This window comes from Pantoea sp. Ae19-2 (genome assembly GCF_059801205.1).
The window spans coordinates 24,653-38,294 of sequence record NZ_JBCHWE010000003.1; the positions used below are offsets into that span (position 1 = coordinate 24,653).

The window sequence follows — 13,642 nt, forward strand, 5'->3', positions numbered from 1 at the left end:
CAAGAGCAAATATGAAAACTCTACCTGCAACAACTCCGCAGGCGGCGAAGCTATGTCTGTCGCCCGTGGCAGTGTGGCAAATGCTGCTTGCACGCCTGCTGGAACAACATTATGGCCTGACACTCAACGACACGCCATTCAGTGATGAAACGGTAATTCAGGAACATATCGATGCCGGTATATCTTTGGCCGATGCCGTTAATTTTCTGGTGGAAAAGTACGGGCTGGTTCGTATTGATCGCAGGGGATTCAACTGGCAAGAACAGTCCCCATATCTGCGGGCGGTCGATATTCTGCGGGCGCGACAGGCAACTGGTTTATTGAAAAGAAATCGTATTAGCGCGGCACGGTGAACATTGGGAATAGCCTCCCTGATTCACATTGCAGTCTTACTTATTTACTCACTCCAAAAAGCACCTGCCGATGCTGGTTGGTGCTTTTACTTATATGGACGAAACATCATGCAAATTGAAGCTGTAATTTTAACTGGGCACATTATCGCAAGCACAATCCGGGAATGCTGGGCCGTCGTTGTTGATGGTTTTGACGCATACTACGAACAAGCTTATGATCCAGCATAATTTCTTTTCCTCATGAAGGGACTGGTATGGGCAACAGAATGTGGATGATCCGCGGTGACGGCGGCAAGCTCTATGACGATTTTCGCGATAAGCAAATTGTAGGCATCGGTTGGTCTCAGCTGGCTCCATTAGTCAAACCCGGCCTATCCCGAGCCCAGTTACTCGCCTTATACCAGGAGGCTGATCCCTTAACAAAGCTCGGAACAGCCCGTTCTGGCGCATCGCAGGTCTGGCGTTTTGTGAATGAGATCCAAAAGGGTGATTGGGTTATTACCTATTCGCCAGCCAACCGTACTTATTTGCTAGGCAAAGTTACTTCAGACTTCCAGTATCATCCTGAATGGGTGGAAGAGGGGATGGGTATCGCTCGGCAGGTTAAATGGAATACTCAAGAAATCGACCGCGATAGACTGTCTGTTGCTACCAAAAACACATTGGGTTCTACGCTGACGGTTTTCCAGCTTCCAGAATATGCGCTAGAAGAGCTTTTGCAGGATAAGAAACCCACTGCAGATGTAATTACTCAGAATCCAATTGCGATGGATGAAGATGAGGTTGTTTCTGATCCGCTTCGCGATATGGAAATGCTGGCGTTTGAGGGTATCAAAGATCGTATCAACTCTCTTGACTGGGATGAGATGCAAAATCTTGTTGCCGGAGTTTTACGCAGTATGGGCTATAAAACGCAGGTCTCACCTGCGGGAGCTGATCGGGGTAAAGACATCATTGCTTCACCTGATGGGTTCGGTTTTGAAAATCCGCGTATCATCGTTGAAGTAAAGCACCGCAGGGAACAGATGGGAAGCCAACAGATACGCAGCTTTATCGGCGGTCGCCATAAAGACGATCGCGGGCTTTATGTCAGTACAGGGGGTTTTACGAAAGATGCTCGATATGAAGCCGACCGTTCGACAATACCACTGACGCTCTGGACACTTGATGATCTCGTCCGTGCGCTTATTGAGAACTACGAACAAGTTGATATCGAGACTAAACTTTTGGTGCCTCTGAAGAAAACGTTCCTGCCTGCCTGAATCTTGCTTCAACAGCCATATCAGTGTTCTACTGGTATGGCTTTATACCTACTTGCAATGTCTATTTTTTGTACGGATTTTAACTTGTGGGTACAAGTGCGGGTATAACTATTTATTCCTGTTTATAAACAATATTGATATCAGTCTATTAGGTGTGAAATTCGAGTCCGGCCTTCGCCACATATAAGTGGTTTGTCCCAAAACTTTTACGACCAGGCAATCACTGAGACGAAGGCATTAACTCCCGATTCCCGCGAAGAGATCTCTCACGATCTCCCCATCAGCCCCAACATACCGCTCAGGCCATATCTCACTCGGGTGAACCTCAAGCGCCTTAGCAATCAAAAACTCACCTTTCGGCCAAGGTCGCATAAGTGCATTTGCCAGCGCTGAAGAAACCAAGCCTGATTCTCGTGAAAGTGCTGCCAGGGATGTTCCTTTCTTGCGTAAACCGGCGATGATATCCGCCGGATGCCAACCTTTAGTCATGATTCCCTCCAACTATTAATTTAACGGTTATTTCTTAGTTCGGTAGCTAACTTAAAAGAAAAAGAAATCGCTGGATATTACGCAAACGTAGTTTTATCCTCATGAGAAGTAGAACGAGATAACGCTATCTTTCGATATTGATTTAATAATTCATATACATGACTTTTTAATTGGTAAAGATATTTGATGGGTATTGTTTAAATAATAAATTACGTTCTATGAAAAATTATTTCAAAACTTGCTTTCCTTCATTAACGAACGCTGACTTGTGATCATTATCTGAATTTTTACTATTTAAGAATAATCTTCCGACTGGGTGTTATCTTTTGTTATCACGGTGTAGTACGGTGGATAATTAATGATAACACGAAAAAGGGATTTTTAATGACAGTTGGTGAAAGGACAAAACCTACATCGGGAACACCTATAACTCCCGGGGGAGTCAGGCAGTTAACATTAAGTGAGATTGCATTAGCTAAGACACTTTATGGTAACAGTATCAATTACAGCAGGGTTTGGGTTCATAGGAAAAGTTATCTTCCCTTCAATCTACAGCCAGTTGGTGTTGCCATGAGCCCAAATGGAGAGATGTGGTACAGGGAAGGTACATATTCACCGGATTTTTCGTTAGAGAAAGAGATACAAAAAAAGCACTTATTCATGCATGAGATGATGCATGTATGGCAATCCCAAAAAGGGATGTTTGTAAGAACAAGAGGAATGTTCTCCCGGTTCGTCGATTATAGCTATAGTCTGGATAAAGCTGATTTACTTCGCTACGGATTAGAACAGCAAGCATCAATAGTCAGTGATTATTGGTTATTGTTAAATTATGGCTTACAGGGTCATAGCGACTTGCATGAATATCGTAATTACAATGTTAATGAACCTGTTCATTCATTGATCTCAAGATACAAATCGATTTTAAAGGGGTTCCCCGGGTGAGGAAAATAGCGTCTATATTTACGGTTGTCATTATGCTTACAGGTTGCCCAGGGGGTAAACCTGCGCCACAGGCAAGATATACGTACATCAATGAAGAAAAGCTCTGTTTCAGCGTTGATAAAAATGATGTATTGAATTATTACCGAATAGAAACAACTCAGGAAAAAGGATACACCGTAATAAAAAATGATGAAGGGCTACATCTAACATATCCCGATAATTGTATCAATGTGAAATGGAAGTACGGCTATAGCTATGCGATTTCTTATGGCCTGAATGATAAACGCTATATACACCGATTTTTTATTGACAACAATGGGCAGCTCACCAATATGGACTATTAATAATGTCTTTGCCTGCTTATTTCTTTATAGCAAAAATGGAATGTAAATTGTAGGTGATTATATACTGCCTGCCGGGGGCTAAAAATCTGTAAGCAGAATCTAAAAGTCAGTGAATTTTCTTGGGAATGAACCACACGATCGGTGCCGGATTAAACAGGGAATGGATTATGCCAAACAACTCGGTTATTTAGATCTGCACTGTGCGTTAACCGTTGTACTGTTATTGCTGGTTGCTGGTTGCTGGTTGCTGGTTGCTGGTTGCTGGTTGCTGGTTGCTGGTTGCTGGATATGCGGTATATCAGTATTACTTCAATGGCTCGCCGAATGAGGTGTTTTTCGCCCGCCAAAAAGTCACCGATGCTACGTTCTTATATATTACCCGCTACAACGGCGGAGGCGCTACGGTTTCGGATGTCTATCGCTATTATCTGGACGGCAATCTATCTGGCGATCCAGTGGAGCATCTGAAGAATCGTGCCCCGTTTTTGATATCAGCAGTAAGCAATGCGAAGGTTACGGGTTATGGCAGCCACGTTAACGTCACGCTCACCGGTCGTGTGTATTCGTTTACCAACTCTGACTTGTTCTATTCCGATGGCGTCGCGATTATGCCGGTTATCAGCTTTACGGCTAACGGCAGTCGTTATAATTCCCGCACCAATCGCGCCGGGCTCCCAACATAAACCCCAGCCACCAGAATATCTTTCGTCACCACGCTGCCTGCGCCAATCACCGCGCCGCTGCAAATATGCTCCGTCAGGATAGTGCTGCCGCTGCCTATGGTAACGTTATCGCCGAGGGTAATGGCTATCCAGTTCTCCGGGTTGGGGTCTGGCCTGCCGCTGCGAAACAGGTCGTTGGCGAAGGTGACGCCGTGGCCGATAAAGCAGTTTTTGCCGGTGGTGACATTTTCGCACAGGAACGAGTGGGACTGGACGCGGGTACCAGAGCCGATCATGCAGTGGCGCTGGATCTCAACAAAAGGCCCGACGAATACGCCGCTCTGCAGCGTGCATTCGTAGAGGTTGACCGGCTCCACAATGGTGACGTCGTCGCTGGCAATTACGTCGCGGATACCGCTTTTTAGTATTTTCATAGTGGTCTGCCCCGGTGAATAGAATGAATTTTATTGAGCATAACTCATGGGCTTTTATGATCCCAATTTATCGTAGAGCCATTGGTGGCGATATAAATCAACATTTCTGATATGAACAAAATCGCAATTAAGAAATCTGAATTCAGACTCTTAATAATGTACAACATTTACACAGTGGCAAGCGACTGTTTATCATGCCTGGCTACCGGGATGGAAGAGACAACAATATACAAGGACGTGATTTATGTCGGCCTTACAATTTCCCTGCAAGATATTTGAAACCCAGAAAAAGATGGATGATAAAAACGCCAAAGATATGAAGTCCGGCGATCTGTCCGAAATCGATCTGAAGGCAAAATTCCACCTGACAGATATTTCTACAAGTGTAAATCCTTACACGTTGACGGAGATCCCTTCATATGAGCATCCGATGGTGCAGTTCTTTCTCCCTAAGAAGGAGGTAAAAAAACTGACAAAATGGGAGTGTGCTCGCATCCTCTTTGATGAGTTCCGGTATTTATCACGTCCTTTTTCGAGGGACGGTCCTTACACATCTTTGATCGAACTAATGATCACGCACATGCAAAAGTGTGGCGGGAAGTCTTTCTGTCATCCATTACTGAACAGTGCGCTGAAGGAGCAAATATTGAGCGATCGCTCGGAGGAAAACAGTACGCGGCTCCGCCTAAAGGTACTAATATTGACTGGGATAGAAAATGCTATCCAGCAGAACAAAAAAAGGATCTGAGTGAGGCTATTATGAACGGCAGGCTGCCTAAATTCGATCGTCTTCGAGATCGGGTGAATGGCATGGGGATTACCGTGCATGATACCTGGGCAACGCATATCACAATTAAGTCCCTAGCGATTGATAACGAAAAATATCACGCTGAAATTCACTATAAAGTTCAGGATCATTTTGGATTGGATGATGATGATATTTTAAAAATAAAATTCAAAAACATTCGATTATTTCGCATATGGTTTGTCCTGCAACGCTACAGCGAGTTTGCCTTCAAACCCTTTATTACCAATATGGAAGCCACTATTCATATTATTGGGAAGCGCAATGGAATTAAAAAATAAAATAATAATTAGCCTGTTATTATCTGGTGGTGTTTTTTTAGAGGGTTACTTATGGTTGTTATTTCGTCCGGTAGAAATTATTGCCGTACACCAGAGAAATAGCTATAGCGATGTCTTAGTAAGTAACTTTCCTTTTACTAACAAAGGTAAAATAGACTGGTGGTTGAAAAATAAAGAAATGCTAAAGACGAAGTATGATATTCCTAAGCCTTCATCCTACGGTAGTTCTAGTGTTGTTTTTTGGCTGTTTAATGATGGTTATAAAGAAGAGGGGAAATATGATCGGCTTTGTTTCAATGATATGGCAACAAAAGGAAACTGCATTGATAAAAACACAGTGCTTACTGTCGGTAATAGCAAGAGGTATGGAACCAGATTTACTCTCTCCGATGGGATTTATCGAATTGATGAAAATGGCAGGGTTATAAAAATCAATAAATAATGGTTGGTTGTACGGCAGAGATATTGATAAGAAATTTTAATTATAAAGGTTTAATAAGCATGACAGTACCCGAATTGTTGAGACGTAGTATACAGGGACTAAAATTTCTAGCTGGCGGTCTATTGGCTGGATACTGCTTATGGTTAGCATTTCGACCGGTAGAAATTGTTGCTGTTCATCAGAGAAATAGTTACAGCGATGTATTAGTGGAAGGTTTTCCTTTTACAAAAAAAGGGAAAGTACACTGGTGGTTGAAAAACAAAGCCATGCTCAAAGAAAAATATGGTGCTCCAGGGCCAGAGAAGGATGGTTTTTATGTAATTACATTTTGGTATTTTGGGGACGGTTATGTAGAAACGGATGGTTACGATCGGCTATGTTTTGACGATCTGGATCCACCGTTAAATTGCATCGATAAAGATAAAGCTTTTACGGTGTGGCAGGATAGATATAAAAATACAGTAGTTATTTTTCGTGATGGTCAATATCGATTAAGCGAAAAAGGGGATCTGATAAAATATCAGTGAACGCCCGTTCCCCTGAAGACAACTCCGTCAGCACAAAGCCCCGGCCTTTCAGACAGGACTTTGCATGCCGCTACTTCGTATAAAACTTATAAGTCGCCGTATAAGGCACTTTCAGCGTCGCGCCAAAGGTCGCCGGGTCGCAAACCGTGGGGCCGGTTACGCCGCCACGAGTTTCCACGCGCTGGATGTTGCTCACGTTGGCAAACAGGCCTGGCTGCGTTTCGGAAGCGCCGGTCAGCAGCAGCCATGGAATCGAGCCTTTATCTTTCGACGGGCGAGTGGCGCTTAGCGCTCCGGCCACCACGCTGCCGTCCGTCCCCTGTCAGTGTGGGCCGTCGAAGTGTTTGCCGACGAGGTGCTTCAGGCCTTTGTCGCTGAACATAACCGGCTCAATCACGGTAACGTCTTCGCTGGCAATCACGTCGCGGATGCCGCTTTTCAGGATTTTCATCTTGGTTTGTCCTGGCGAATAAAGTGGTCTCCATTAGACAGAGGTCACTGCCCAACGGCCACAACTTTTTGCAATCACCGGCTACATAACATTTTTTTATCCCATAAATTTCTAAGCGCCAAATTCTGACTATCGAAAAATAAGAAATCGGGACATAGATTATATTGAGCGTTGGTTTTATGCTGTGGAAAAGCAAACCTTAAGGAAAAGGAATGAGCGCACAGGCGGAAGAGGGCAGCCTCAGAAGAATGACATTGGGCGAAATTGCAATGGCTCGCCGGGTTTTCGGAGATTCAATTTCTTACAGCCGAGTATGGATTCATTGCGACAGCTATCTCCCGTTCGGCCTGCAGAAACAAAACTACGCGATGACGCCAAACGGAGAATTGTGGTACCGCAAGACGATGTATAAAGATGATTTCTCATCTGGCAGCGTCTTTCTTGAAGATAAATATGTTTTTATCCATGAGCTGGGCCATGTGTGGCAACATCAACACGGGCAATGGGTAAGGCTAAGGGGGGCTTTTAGCTGGGCGGCTGAATATACCTATAAATTAGATAAAGAGGCGCTAACAGATTATTCCCTGGAGCAGCAGGCCTCCATTTTAGCGGATTACTGGCTGTTATTGGTTTATGGTATAGACGCGTGGTCCTACTACCAAAGGCCCGGGCGGATGGGGAAATACAGAGGTACAGACAGTAGCCGTGAAGTTCCGGTGCTGTATCGCAAAATAGTCACAGGGAAGGTGAGAACAACGCTATGAGAAAATGTTTGTTAGCCGCTGCCGTGCTCTTGCTGGCCGGGTGTCCTGGTCCGGGCGACAGAATGGTGCCGCGTCAGCCTGCAGAAGTCGTGGCCAAAGGTAATATTGTTTGCGTGGTGTCTCCTCTTGGCAGCGGCGAGCGCATAACGGCCGTACAAATTAACGAAGGGCATGGGAACGTGCAGTACAAGACTTTCGATGATGCTCCAGTTTATGTCGCGAAGGGAGACTGTCTGCCCGCCTTTGGTTTTACCTTCTCTCCCGGCAAAAAATACTCAGTCGCTTACGATGTAAAATCTGATAATTCTTCCTCTCATCTGGTCACAGCAGAGTTTTCTATCACGGAGAACGCTTCCGGCGGAATAAGTATTCAGCACCCGAATTAGTGCTTACTCTCTGAATTGATCCCAGCAGCATAAAGCCCTGGCAGTAAGGCCAGGGCTTTATGCTGCTACTTCGTATAGAACTTATAAGTCGCCGTATAAGGCACTTTCAGCGTCGCGCCGAAGGTCGCCGGGTCGCAAACCGTGGGGCCGGTTACGCCGCCGTGGATGTCCACGCGCTGGATGCTGCTCACGTTGGCGAACAGGCCCGGCTGTGCGTCTGAAGTGCCGGTCAGCAGCAGCCACGGAATCGAGCCTTTATCTTTCGACGGGCGAGTGGCGCTTAGCGCGCCGGCCACCATTTTGCCGTCCAGCATGCCTGGCCCGCAGTTCGGATTAGTGTACACGTGGAAGCCGTGAATGCCCGGCGGCAGGCCTTTCAGGGTACCGGCTCCGATCTAGCAGTGGCGCTGGGGAGCGACGTAAATCAACATCTCTGATATGAATAAAATCCCAATTAAGAAATCTGAATTCAGACTCTTAATAATGTACAACACTTACACAGCGGCTAAAGACTGCTTATCATGCCTGGCTACCGGGATGGTAGAGACCAAAATATACAAGGACGTGATTTATGTCGGCCTTACAATTTCCCTGCAAGATATTTGAAACCCAGAAAAAGATGGATGACAAAAACGCCAAAGATATGAAGTCCGGCGATCTGTCCGAAATCGATCTGAAGGCAAAATTCCACCTGACAGATATTTCTACAAGTGTAAATCCTTACACGTTGACGGAGAGCCCTTCATATGAGCATCCGATGGTGCAGTTCTTTCGCCCTAAGAAGGAGGTAAAAAAACTGACAGAATGGGAGTGCACTCGCATCCTCTTTGATGAGTTCCGGTATTTATCACGTCCATTTTCGTGGGACGGTCCTTACACATCTTTGATCGAACTAATGATCACGCACATGCAAAAGTGTGACGGGAAGCCCTTCAGTCATCCATTACTGAATAGTGCGCTGGAGGAGCAAATATTGAGCGATCGCTCGGAGGAAAACAGTACGCGGCTCCGTCTGAAGAAAGTTTTTGATATCCAAATTGATTGGGAGCGTAGATGTTATCCTGCAAAATATAAAAATGAGCTAACAGAAACAATTATGAACGGAATACTACCAAAATTCGATCGTCTTCGGGATCGGGTGAATGGTATGGGAATTACAGTGCATGATACCTGGGCAACGCATATCACAATTAAGTCCCTAACGATTGATAACGAACAATATCACGCTAAGGTTCACTATAAAGTTCAGGATCATTTTTGATTGGATGATGATGATATTTTAAAAATAAAATTTAAAAGTATTCGATTATTTCGTATATGGTTTGTCCTGCAACGCTACAGCGAGTTTGCCTTCAAACCCTTTATTACCAATATGGAAGCCACTATTCATATTATTGGGCGGCGAAATGCAGTTAAAAAATAAAATGATGGTGGGTTTTTTCTGTCTGGCTGGATGTATAGTGGCGGTATACTGCTTATGGCTGTTCTTTCGATCTGTTGAAATCGTCGCTGTTAATCAGAGAAATAACTACAGCAGTATTTTGGTCAAGAACTTCCCGTTCACAGACAAAGGTAAGATTGACTGGTGGTTAGAAAATAAGGATGCACTTAAAGCAAAGTATGATATTCCAAAGCCTGCATCTTATGAGGCTTTTACTATCACTATTTGGCTTTTTAAGGATGGCTATAAAGAAGAGGGTAAGTATGACAGGCTTTGTTTTGATGATATGAATACCAAAATAAACTGCATTGATAAAAACTCTGTTTTTACTATAAGGAAAAGTAAAAACAGAGGAATTACATTTACTGTGGATGATGCTATTTATCGAGAGGAAGAGAACGGTAAGATTGTCAGGCTTGAATATTAGAATATAATGTCTGCAGTTTTGAATAAACAGAAAATGCTTTATATTTTAGTCAGTTTTTTGGAGTGATTAAATTGAAAGGTAACATAATAAGGGGACTGAAATTTCTAGCTGGCGGTCTATTGGCAGGATATTGCTTATGGTTAGCATTTCGACCGGTAGAAATTGTTGCAGTTCATAAGAGAAATAGTTATAGCCACATTTTAGTGAAAAACTTCCCCTTAACAAATAAAGGTAAAGTACACTGGTGGTTGAAAAATAAAGATATGCTCAAAGAAAAATATGATGTTCCAGGTACAGGGAAAGATGCTTTTTTGAAATTATATTTTGGTATTTTGGGGACGGTTATGTAGAAACGGATGGTTACGATCGGCTATGTTTTGACGATCTCGAGCCACCGTTAAATTGCATCGATAAAGATAAAGCTTTTACGGTGTGGCAGGATAGATATAAAAATACAGTAGTTATTTTTCGTGATGGTCAATATCGATTAAGCGAAAAAGGGGAGCTGATAAAATATCAGTGAACGCCCGTTCCCCTGAAGACAACTCCATCAGCACAAAGCCCCGGCCTTCCGACCAGGACTTCGCAGGCTGCTACTTCGTATAGAACTTATAAGTCGCCGTGTAAGGCACTTTCAGCGTCGCGCCAAAGGTTGCCGGGTCGCAAACCGTGGGGCCGGTTACGCCGCCACGGGTGTCCACACGCTGGATGCTGCTCACGTTGGCGAACAGGCCTGGCTGGGCCTCTGAGGTGCCGGTTAGAAGCAGCCATGGAATCGAGCCTTTATCTTTCGACGGGCGAGTGGCGCTTAGCGCGCCGGCCACCACGCTGCCGTCCGTGGCCTGCCAGTGTGGGCCGTCGAAGTGTTTGCCGACGAGGTGCTTCAGGGCTTTGTCGCTGAACAGATCGGCTTCCGGGGCCTGGAATACCCAGCTCCCGGTTTTGGCTTCGGCGTCCGCCGCCGCGCAGCGGTAGATCTGCACGCCTCGGGCATAAAGCTCGGTTTGCAGGTGCTCACCTTTGGGCGCGTCGATGGAGGTATCAGCCGCGTTCGCCAGGGTCGGAAGTCCGCCCATCATCAGCGTGAAGCACGCCGTCGTTAAGAAGCGCTTGCTCATGACGTCACTCCGCAAACCATACGCGCACCGCCGCCGCCGAGCATTGCCGGATGGTCAGAGTGGTTGTCGCCGCCGGCGTGGATCATCAGCGAGTGGCCTTTTAAGTCTGACATGCGCAGGCGAGGAGCCAGCACCGGATAGGTCGCGGTACCGTCGCTGTCGACGTACAGCGCAGGCAGATCGCCGAGGTGGCCGTTGCCCCACGGGCCTTCATGTTTGCCGGTGTGGGCCGGATCAAGGTGGCCGCCCGCCGCCAGGCCAGCCACCATTTTGCCGTCCTGCATGGCGGGGCCGCAGTTCGGATTAGTGTGAACGTGGAAGCCGTGAATGCCCGGCGGCAGGCCTTTCAGGTTCGGCGTAAAGACCACGCCGTACTGGGTGGCGTGGTATTCAATGGTGCCCGCCGGGGTGGAAGTGCCGCTGGCGTCGACGGTGTTCATGGCGACAGTGGCGGCCTGTGCCAGCCCGGTGCAGGCGAGGGCGGTAATACTCAGCGCCAGTTTTAATGTTTTTAACTTATTCATCGTTTAACCCCGTACTTTTATTAGAAGGTGCAAAAAACAGATGTCGCAAAATTTTGTGCTGCGGGCTTATACGCGGCAGTCAGCTGGTTATAACAAACTGTTTTGCGAGTTGTTTGATTGCTCTGATAGGTAAAGTTGTGGGTTGAAATTCAGCGTGAAGATTTTTAAAAATAATATTTTCATGAGGTTATCCTGTGGTCTTGAGCGATTAAAGGGAGCGGCCTGAATGAAAATAAAAACGGATAAGGCAGTAAAAAGAGAGAGTGAAAAAGACCTGCTAACGATCGTTAAAAATTATCTCGCTGCTGTGCCTGAAATAAAGTGTAGATGAATACGCTGAGGGAGTTGAAAGCGGTCGCTGAAAATCGCGAGATTTTTAAAAAGCTTTTTATTTTCATCCGGCTTGATAAATGAGATATATTTGAACGGGAAAAAGGGCCGCTAAGCGGCCCTTGATGTGAATAAAACGATTCAAGCCAGAGGCCGGGAGCCGATCGAGCGGGCGCTCTTGATCCACGCCATGGACCCCATCACCGCAATGGCCGTCAGCAGGATGTACTCGAGCGACATGGCATATACGCCCTGAATGGCGTAAATCACCACGCTAATCACGTCGATAACCACCCAAAGCAGCCAGTTTTCGACGTATTTACGCGTCATCAGCACCATCGCGGCAATCGACAGGATTAGCATCGCGGAGTCCCACAGCGGGAAGGCATCCGGCTGGAGCTGCGGCATCTGAACCGGGACGCCAAGACTCTGCATAATGCCCACTGCGATGTGGGTCAGCACGGCGAAGACCGGGTCGATAAAGAAGGTCATCAGCGCGATGGCAACCAGGCAAACCGCCGCCAGCGTGAACGCCTTGCTGCGCGGCAGCCAGCGGATCTTCAGCGCGGCCTCGTTGGCCTCGTTCTGGCGGCTCCACGCGTACCAGCCGTAAAGGTTGGCGGCGAAGAAGAACACCTGCAGCAGCAGGCTGGCGTAAAGCTGGATCTGGAAGAAGATCGCCGCAAACAGCGTGACGTTAATCAGGCCGAACAGGTAGTTGATGATCTTCTCTTTGCTGGCGAACCAGATGCAGAGCAGGCCGAAGACGGTGCCGATGGCCTCGATCCACGAGAGCGCGTAGCCGCCCTCGCCGAGCGGAATGGTGACCATCACATTCTTAATGCTGAAGAAATCCATGATTACTGCTCCTGGCTGTCAAGGTAGAGCGCTTCGAGGGCGAGTAAAATCTCGCGGGATTCACCCTGCAGGCAGGAGTGTTCCTGCTGCTGGTAGTTGTTAATGCCTTCTTCCAGATTGCCGCTGTGCTCAACCACCACGTTAAGCACGGAGGCGATGCGCAAACCGCGCAATGCGCCAACTACCATCAACGGTGCCGTTTCCATATCCGCAGCCAGAATGCCCTTGCCGGACCAGAACTGGTTAATCTCGTCTTCGCGTTCGGTGTAGAAGCTGTCGTGGCTGCGCACATAGCCGCAGTGGCTGGCGTAGCCCTGGTGCTTGGCCTGCTGAGTCAGGTGGTGCACCAGGCCGATGTCCGCGCAGGCCGGGTAGCCTTTGTCGATGTACATCTGGCTGGTGCCTTCGTCCCGCACGGCGGCGGTGGCGATCACCAGGTCGCCGAGGCGGATGTGGTTTTGCATCGCTCCGCAGCTGCCGATGCGGATGAGATTGGTGACGCCAATCTGGCGCAGCTCTTCCACGGCGATGGCGGTAGAAGGCCCGCCCATGCCGGTGGACATCACCAGCACTTCCACGCCGCGGAACCAGCCGCGCAGGGCGCGATATTCCCGGTTGCTGCCGAAGTCTTCCACGTTGTCCAGAAACTGCGCGACGTGTTCCACGCGTTTCGGATCGCCCGGCAGGAGCGCATAACGGGCGTGCGTCATCTCCCGGCTGAGCCGGATATGGGGCTGGAGTTGGGTCATGATAGTTACCTGGCGTTAAACGAGCCATTTGGGATGGCTCAGGATTGGCT

19 protein-coding genes and 3 pseudogenes are annotated in these 13,642 nt (G+C 47.2%); 13 read left to right on the forward strand and 9 right to left on the reverse strand.

The features are described from left to right. The first annotated feature begins 11 nt into the window (after positions 1-11). Both AAIE03_RS22265 and AAIE03_RS22270 read left to right on the forward strand, forming a co-directional pair. The gene (locus AAIE03_RS22265) at positions 12-353 is read left to right on the forward strand and encodes a TA system toxin CbtA family protein (protein ID WP_001616568.1); all 342 of its coding nucleotides are present in this window, start codon (positions 12-14) and stop codon (positions 351-353) included. Positions 354-625: 272 nt separating this feature from the next. After that, positions 626-1,615: a restriction endonuclease gene (locus AAIE03_RS22270; RefSeq protein WP_368913910.1), complete on the forward strand. Its 990-nt coding sequence runs from the start codon at positions 626-628 to the stop codon at positions 1,613-1,615. A gap of 237 nt (positions 1,616-1,852) precedes the next feature. Here the strand turns inward: AAIE03_RS22270 and AAIE03_RS22275 are convergent, their stop codons facing one another. After that, the gene (locus AAIE03_RS22275; RefSeq protein ID WP_336708613.1) at positions 1,853-2,104 is read right to left on the reverse strand and encodes a helix-turn-helix domain-containing protein; all 252 of its coding nucleotides are present in this window, start codon (positions 2,102-2,104) and stop codon (positions 1,853-1,855) included. A gap of 384 nt (positions 2,105-2,488) precedes the next feature. On the opposite strand from AAIE03_RS22275, the gene AAIE03_RS22280 reads away from it, so the two are divergent. The 3 genes from AAIE03_RS22280 (at position 2,489) to AAIE03_RS22290 (ending at position 4,076) form a co-directional block, all read left to right on the forward strand. Beyond that, positions 2,489-3,049: a type IV secretion protein Rhs gene (locus AAIE03_RS22280; RefSeq protein WP_336708615.1), complete on the forward strand. Its 561-nt coding sequence runs from the start codon at positions 2,489-2,491 to the stop codon at positions 3,047-3,049. Then, a complete protein-coding gene (locus AAIE03_RS22285; RefSeq protein ID WP_336708617.1) occupies positions 3,046-3,393 on the forward strand; it encodes a putative T6SS immunity periplasmic lipoprotein in 348 nt (115 codons plus the stop codon). The genes AAIE03_RS22280 and AAIE03_RS22285 overlap by 4 nt, the downstream gene beginning before the upstream one ends. Before the next feature lie 251 nt (positions 3,394-3,644). Beyond that, the gene (locus AAIE03_RS22290) at positions 3,645-4,076 is read left to right on the forward strand and encodes a hypothetical protein (RefSeq protein WP_498563234.1); all 432 of its coding nucleotides are present in this window, start codon (positions 3,645-3,647) and stop codon (positions 4,074-4,076) included. On the opposite strand, the gene AAIE03_RS22295 is transcribed toward AAIE03_RS22290, so the two are convergent. Then, positions 4,037-4,489, reverse strand: coding sequence for an acyltransferase (locus tag AAIE03_RS22295; protein WP_336708621.1), 453 nt, complete (start codon positions 4,487-4,489; stop codon positions 4,037-4,039). The genes AAIE03_RS22290 and AAIE03_RS22295 overlap by 40 nt on opposite strands. Positions 4,490-4,781: 292 nt before the next feature. Between AAIE03_RS22295 and AAIE03_RS22300 the strand changes: the two are divergent. From AAIE03_RS22300 to AAIE03_RS22310, 3 genes and pseudogenes are all read left to right on the forward strand, one after another. After that, positions 4,782-5,575: pseudogene (locus tag AAIE03_RS22300) on the forward strand (YPO3983 family protein). After that, a complete protein-coding gene (locus AAIE03_RS22305) occupies positions 5,559-6,017 on the forward strand; it encodes a DUF943 family protein (protein ID WP_336708622.1) in 459 nt (152 codons plus the stop codon). The pseudogene AAIE03_RS22300 and the gene AAIE03_RS22305 overlap by 17 nt, the downstream one beginning before the upstream one ends. Before the next feature lie 59 nt (positions 6,018-6,076). Then, positions 6,077-6,544: a DUF943 family protein gene (locus AAIE03_RS22310; RefSeq protein ID WP_336708623.1), complete on the forward strand. Its 468-nt coding sequence runs from the start codon at positions 6,077-6,079 to the stop codon at positions 6,542-6,544. A gap of 70 nt (positions 6,545-6,614) precedes the next feature. On the opposite strand, the gene AAIE03_RS22315 is transcribed toward AAIE03_RS22310, so the two are convergent. Together AAIE03_RS22315 and AAIE03_RS22320 are read right to left on the reverse strand one after the other, a co-directional pair. Continuing rightward, positions 6,615-6,845, reverse strand: coding sequence for a DUF3455 domain-containing protein (locus tag AAIE03_RS22315; protein WP_336708625.1), 231 nt, complete (start codon positions 6,843-6,845; stop codon positions 6,615-6,617). A gap of 21 nt (positions 6,846-6,866) precedes the next feature. After that, a complete protein-coding gene (locus AAIE03_RS22320) occupies positions 6,867-6,995 on the reverse strand; it encodes a hypothetical protein (RefSeq protein WP_336708626.1) in 129 nt (42 codons plus the stop codon). A gap of 212 nt (positions 6,996-7,207) precedes the next feature. Between AAIE03_RS22320 and AAIE03_RS22325 the strand changes: the two genes are divergently transcribed. Together AAIE03_RS22325 and AAIE03_RS22330 are read left to right on the forward strand one after the other, a co-directional pair. Next, positions 7,208-7,759, forward strand: a complete 552-nt coding sequence (locus AAIE03_RS22325; RefSeq protein WP_213715504.1) for a type IV secretion protein Rhs — start codon at positions 7,208-7,210, stop codon at positions 7,757-7,759. Beyond that, positions 7,756-8,145, forward strand: a complete 390-nt coding sequence (locus tag AAIE03_RS22330; RefSeq protein WP_166877930.1) for a putative T6SS immunity periplasmic lipoprotein — start codon at positions 7,756-7,758, stop codon at positions 8,143-8,145. The genes AAIE03_RS22325 and AAIE03_RS22330 overlap by 4 nt, the downstream gene beginning before the upstream one ends. A 65-nt stretch (positions 8,146-8,210) precedes the next feature. On the opposite strand, the gene AAIE03_RS22335 is transcribed toward AAIE03_RS22330, so the two are convergent. Continuing rightward, positions 8,211-8,489, reverse strand: a complete 279-nt coding sequence (locus tag AAIE03_RS22335; RefSeq protein ID WP_442892293.1) for a DUF3455 domain-containing protein — start codon at positions 8,487-8,489, stop codon at positions 8,211-8,213. 227 nt (positions 8,490-8,716) lie between these two features. On the opposite strand from AAIE03_RS22335, the pseudogene AAIE03_RS22340 reads away from it, so the two are divergent. From AAIE03_RS22340 to AAIE03_RS22350, 3 genes and pseudogenes are all read left to right on the forward strand, one after another. Beyond that, positions 8,717-9,568 (forward strand): annotated as a pseudogene (locus tag AAIE03_RS22340) (YPO3983 family protein). Beyond that, complete coding sequence (locus AAIE03_RS22345) at positions 9,552-10,013, forward strand: DUF943 family protein (RefSeq protein ID WP_336708628.1); 462 nt, start codon at positions 9,552-9,554, stop codon at positions 10,011-10,013. Before AAIE03_RS22340 ends, AAIE03_RS22345 begins: the two are co-directional and overlap by 17 nt. A 65-nt stretch (positions 10,014-10,078) precedes the next feature. Further along, a pseudogene (locus AAIE03_RS22350) lies at positions 10,079-10,536 on the forward strand (DUF943 family protein). A 70-nt stretch (positions 10,537-10,606) separates the two neighbouring features. Here the strand turns inward: AAIE03_RS22350 and AAIE03_RS22355 are convergent. From AAIE03_RS22355 to AAIE03_RS22370, 4 genes are all read right to left on the reverse strand, one after another. Continuing rightward, positions 10,607-11,131 carry a DUF3455 domain-containing protein gene (locus AAIE03_RS22355; protein WP_336708630.1) on the reverse strand — a complete coding sequence of 175 codons (525 nt, stop codon included), beginning with the start codon at positions 11,129-11,131 and terminating at the stop codon, positions 10,607-10,609. Next, on the reverse strand, positions 11,128-11,655 hold the full coding sequence (sodC, locus tag AAIE03_RS22360) for a superoxide dismutase family protein (protein ID WP_008460845.1): 528 nt from the start codon (positions 11,653-11,655) through the stop codon (positions 11,128-11,130). The genes AAIE03_RS22355 and sodC overlap by 4 nt, the downstream gene beginning before the upstream one ends. 471 nt (positions 11,656-12,126) lie before the next feature. Next, a complete protein-coding gene (pnuC, locus tag AAIE03_RS22365; RefSeq protein ID WP_336708631.1) occupies positions 12,127-12,843 on the reverse strand; it encodes a nicotinamide riboside transporter PnuC in 717 nt (238 codons plus the stop codon). A 2-nt stretch (positions 12,844-12,845) separates the two neighbouring features. Continuing rightward, positions 12,846-13,592, reverse strand: a complete 747-nt coding sequence (locus AAIE03_RS22370) for a nucleoside phosphorylase (RefSeq protein WP_336708633.1) — start codon at positions 13,590-13,592, stop codon at positions 12,846-12,848. Between the last annotated feature and the right edge of the window lie 50 nt (positions 13,593-13,642).

Coding starts and splice junctions, on each gene's coding strand:
- AAIE03_RS22265 (WP_001616568.1), top strand. CDS start 12: ATGAAAACTCTACCTGCAACAACTCCGCAGGCGGCGAAGCTATGTCTG.
- AAIE03_RS22270 (WP_368913910.1), top strand. CDS start 626: ATGATCCGCGGTGACGGCGGCAAGCTCTATGACGATTTTCGCGATAAG.
- AAIE03_RS22275 (WP_336708613.1), bottom strand. CDS start 2,104: ATGACTAAAGGTTGGCATCCGGCGGATATCATCGCCGGTTTACGCAAG.
- AAIE03_RS22280 (WP_336708615.1), top strand. CDS start 2,489: ATGACAGTTGGTGAAAGGACAAAACCTACATCGGGAACACCTATAACT.
- AAIE03_RS22295 (WP_336708621.1), bottom strand. CDS start 4,489: ATGAAAATACTAAAAAGCGGTATCCGCGACGTAATTGCCAGCGACGAC.
- AAIE03_RS22305 (WP_336708622.1), top strand. CDS start 5,559: ATGGAATTAAAAAATAAAATAATAATTAGCCTGTTATTATCTGGTGGT.
- AAIE03_RS22310 (WP_336708623.1), top strand. CDS start 6,077: ATGACAGTACCCGAATTGTTGAGACGTAGTATACAGGGACTAAAATTT.
- AAIE03_RS22320 (WP_336708626.1), bottom strand. CDS start 6,995: ATGAAAATCCTGAAAAGCGGCATCCGCGACGTGATTGCCAGCGAAGAC.
- AAIE03_RS22325 (WP_213715504.1), top strand. CDS start 7,208: ATGAGCGCACAGGCGGAAGAGGGCAGCCTCAGAAGAATGACATTGGGC.
- AAIE03_RS22330 (WP_166877930.1), top strand. CDS start 7,756: ATGAGAAAATGTTTGTTAGCCGCTGCCGTGCTCTTGCTGGCCGGGTGT.
- AAIE03_RS22345 (WP_336708628.1), top strand. CDS start 9,552: ATGCAGTTAAAAAATAAAATGATGGTGGGTTTTTTCTGTCTGGCTGGA.
- AAIE03_RS22355 (WP_336708630.1), bottom strand. CDS start 11,131: ATGAGCAAGCGCTTCTTAACGACGGCGTGCTTCACGCTGATGATGGGC.
- sodC (WP_008460845.1), bottom strand. CDS start 11,655: ATGAATAAGTTAAAAACATTAAAACTGGCGCTGAGTATTACCGCCCTC.
- pnuC (WP_336708631.1), bottom strand. CDS start 12,843: ATGGATTTCTTCAGCATTAAGAATGTGATGGTCACCATTCCGCTCGGC.
- AAIE03_RS22370 (WP_336708633.1), bottom strand. CDS start 13,592: ATGACCCAACTCCAGCCCCATATCCGGCTCAGCCGGGAGATGACGCAC.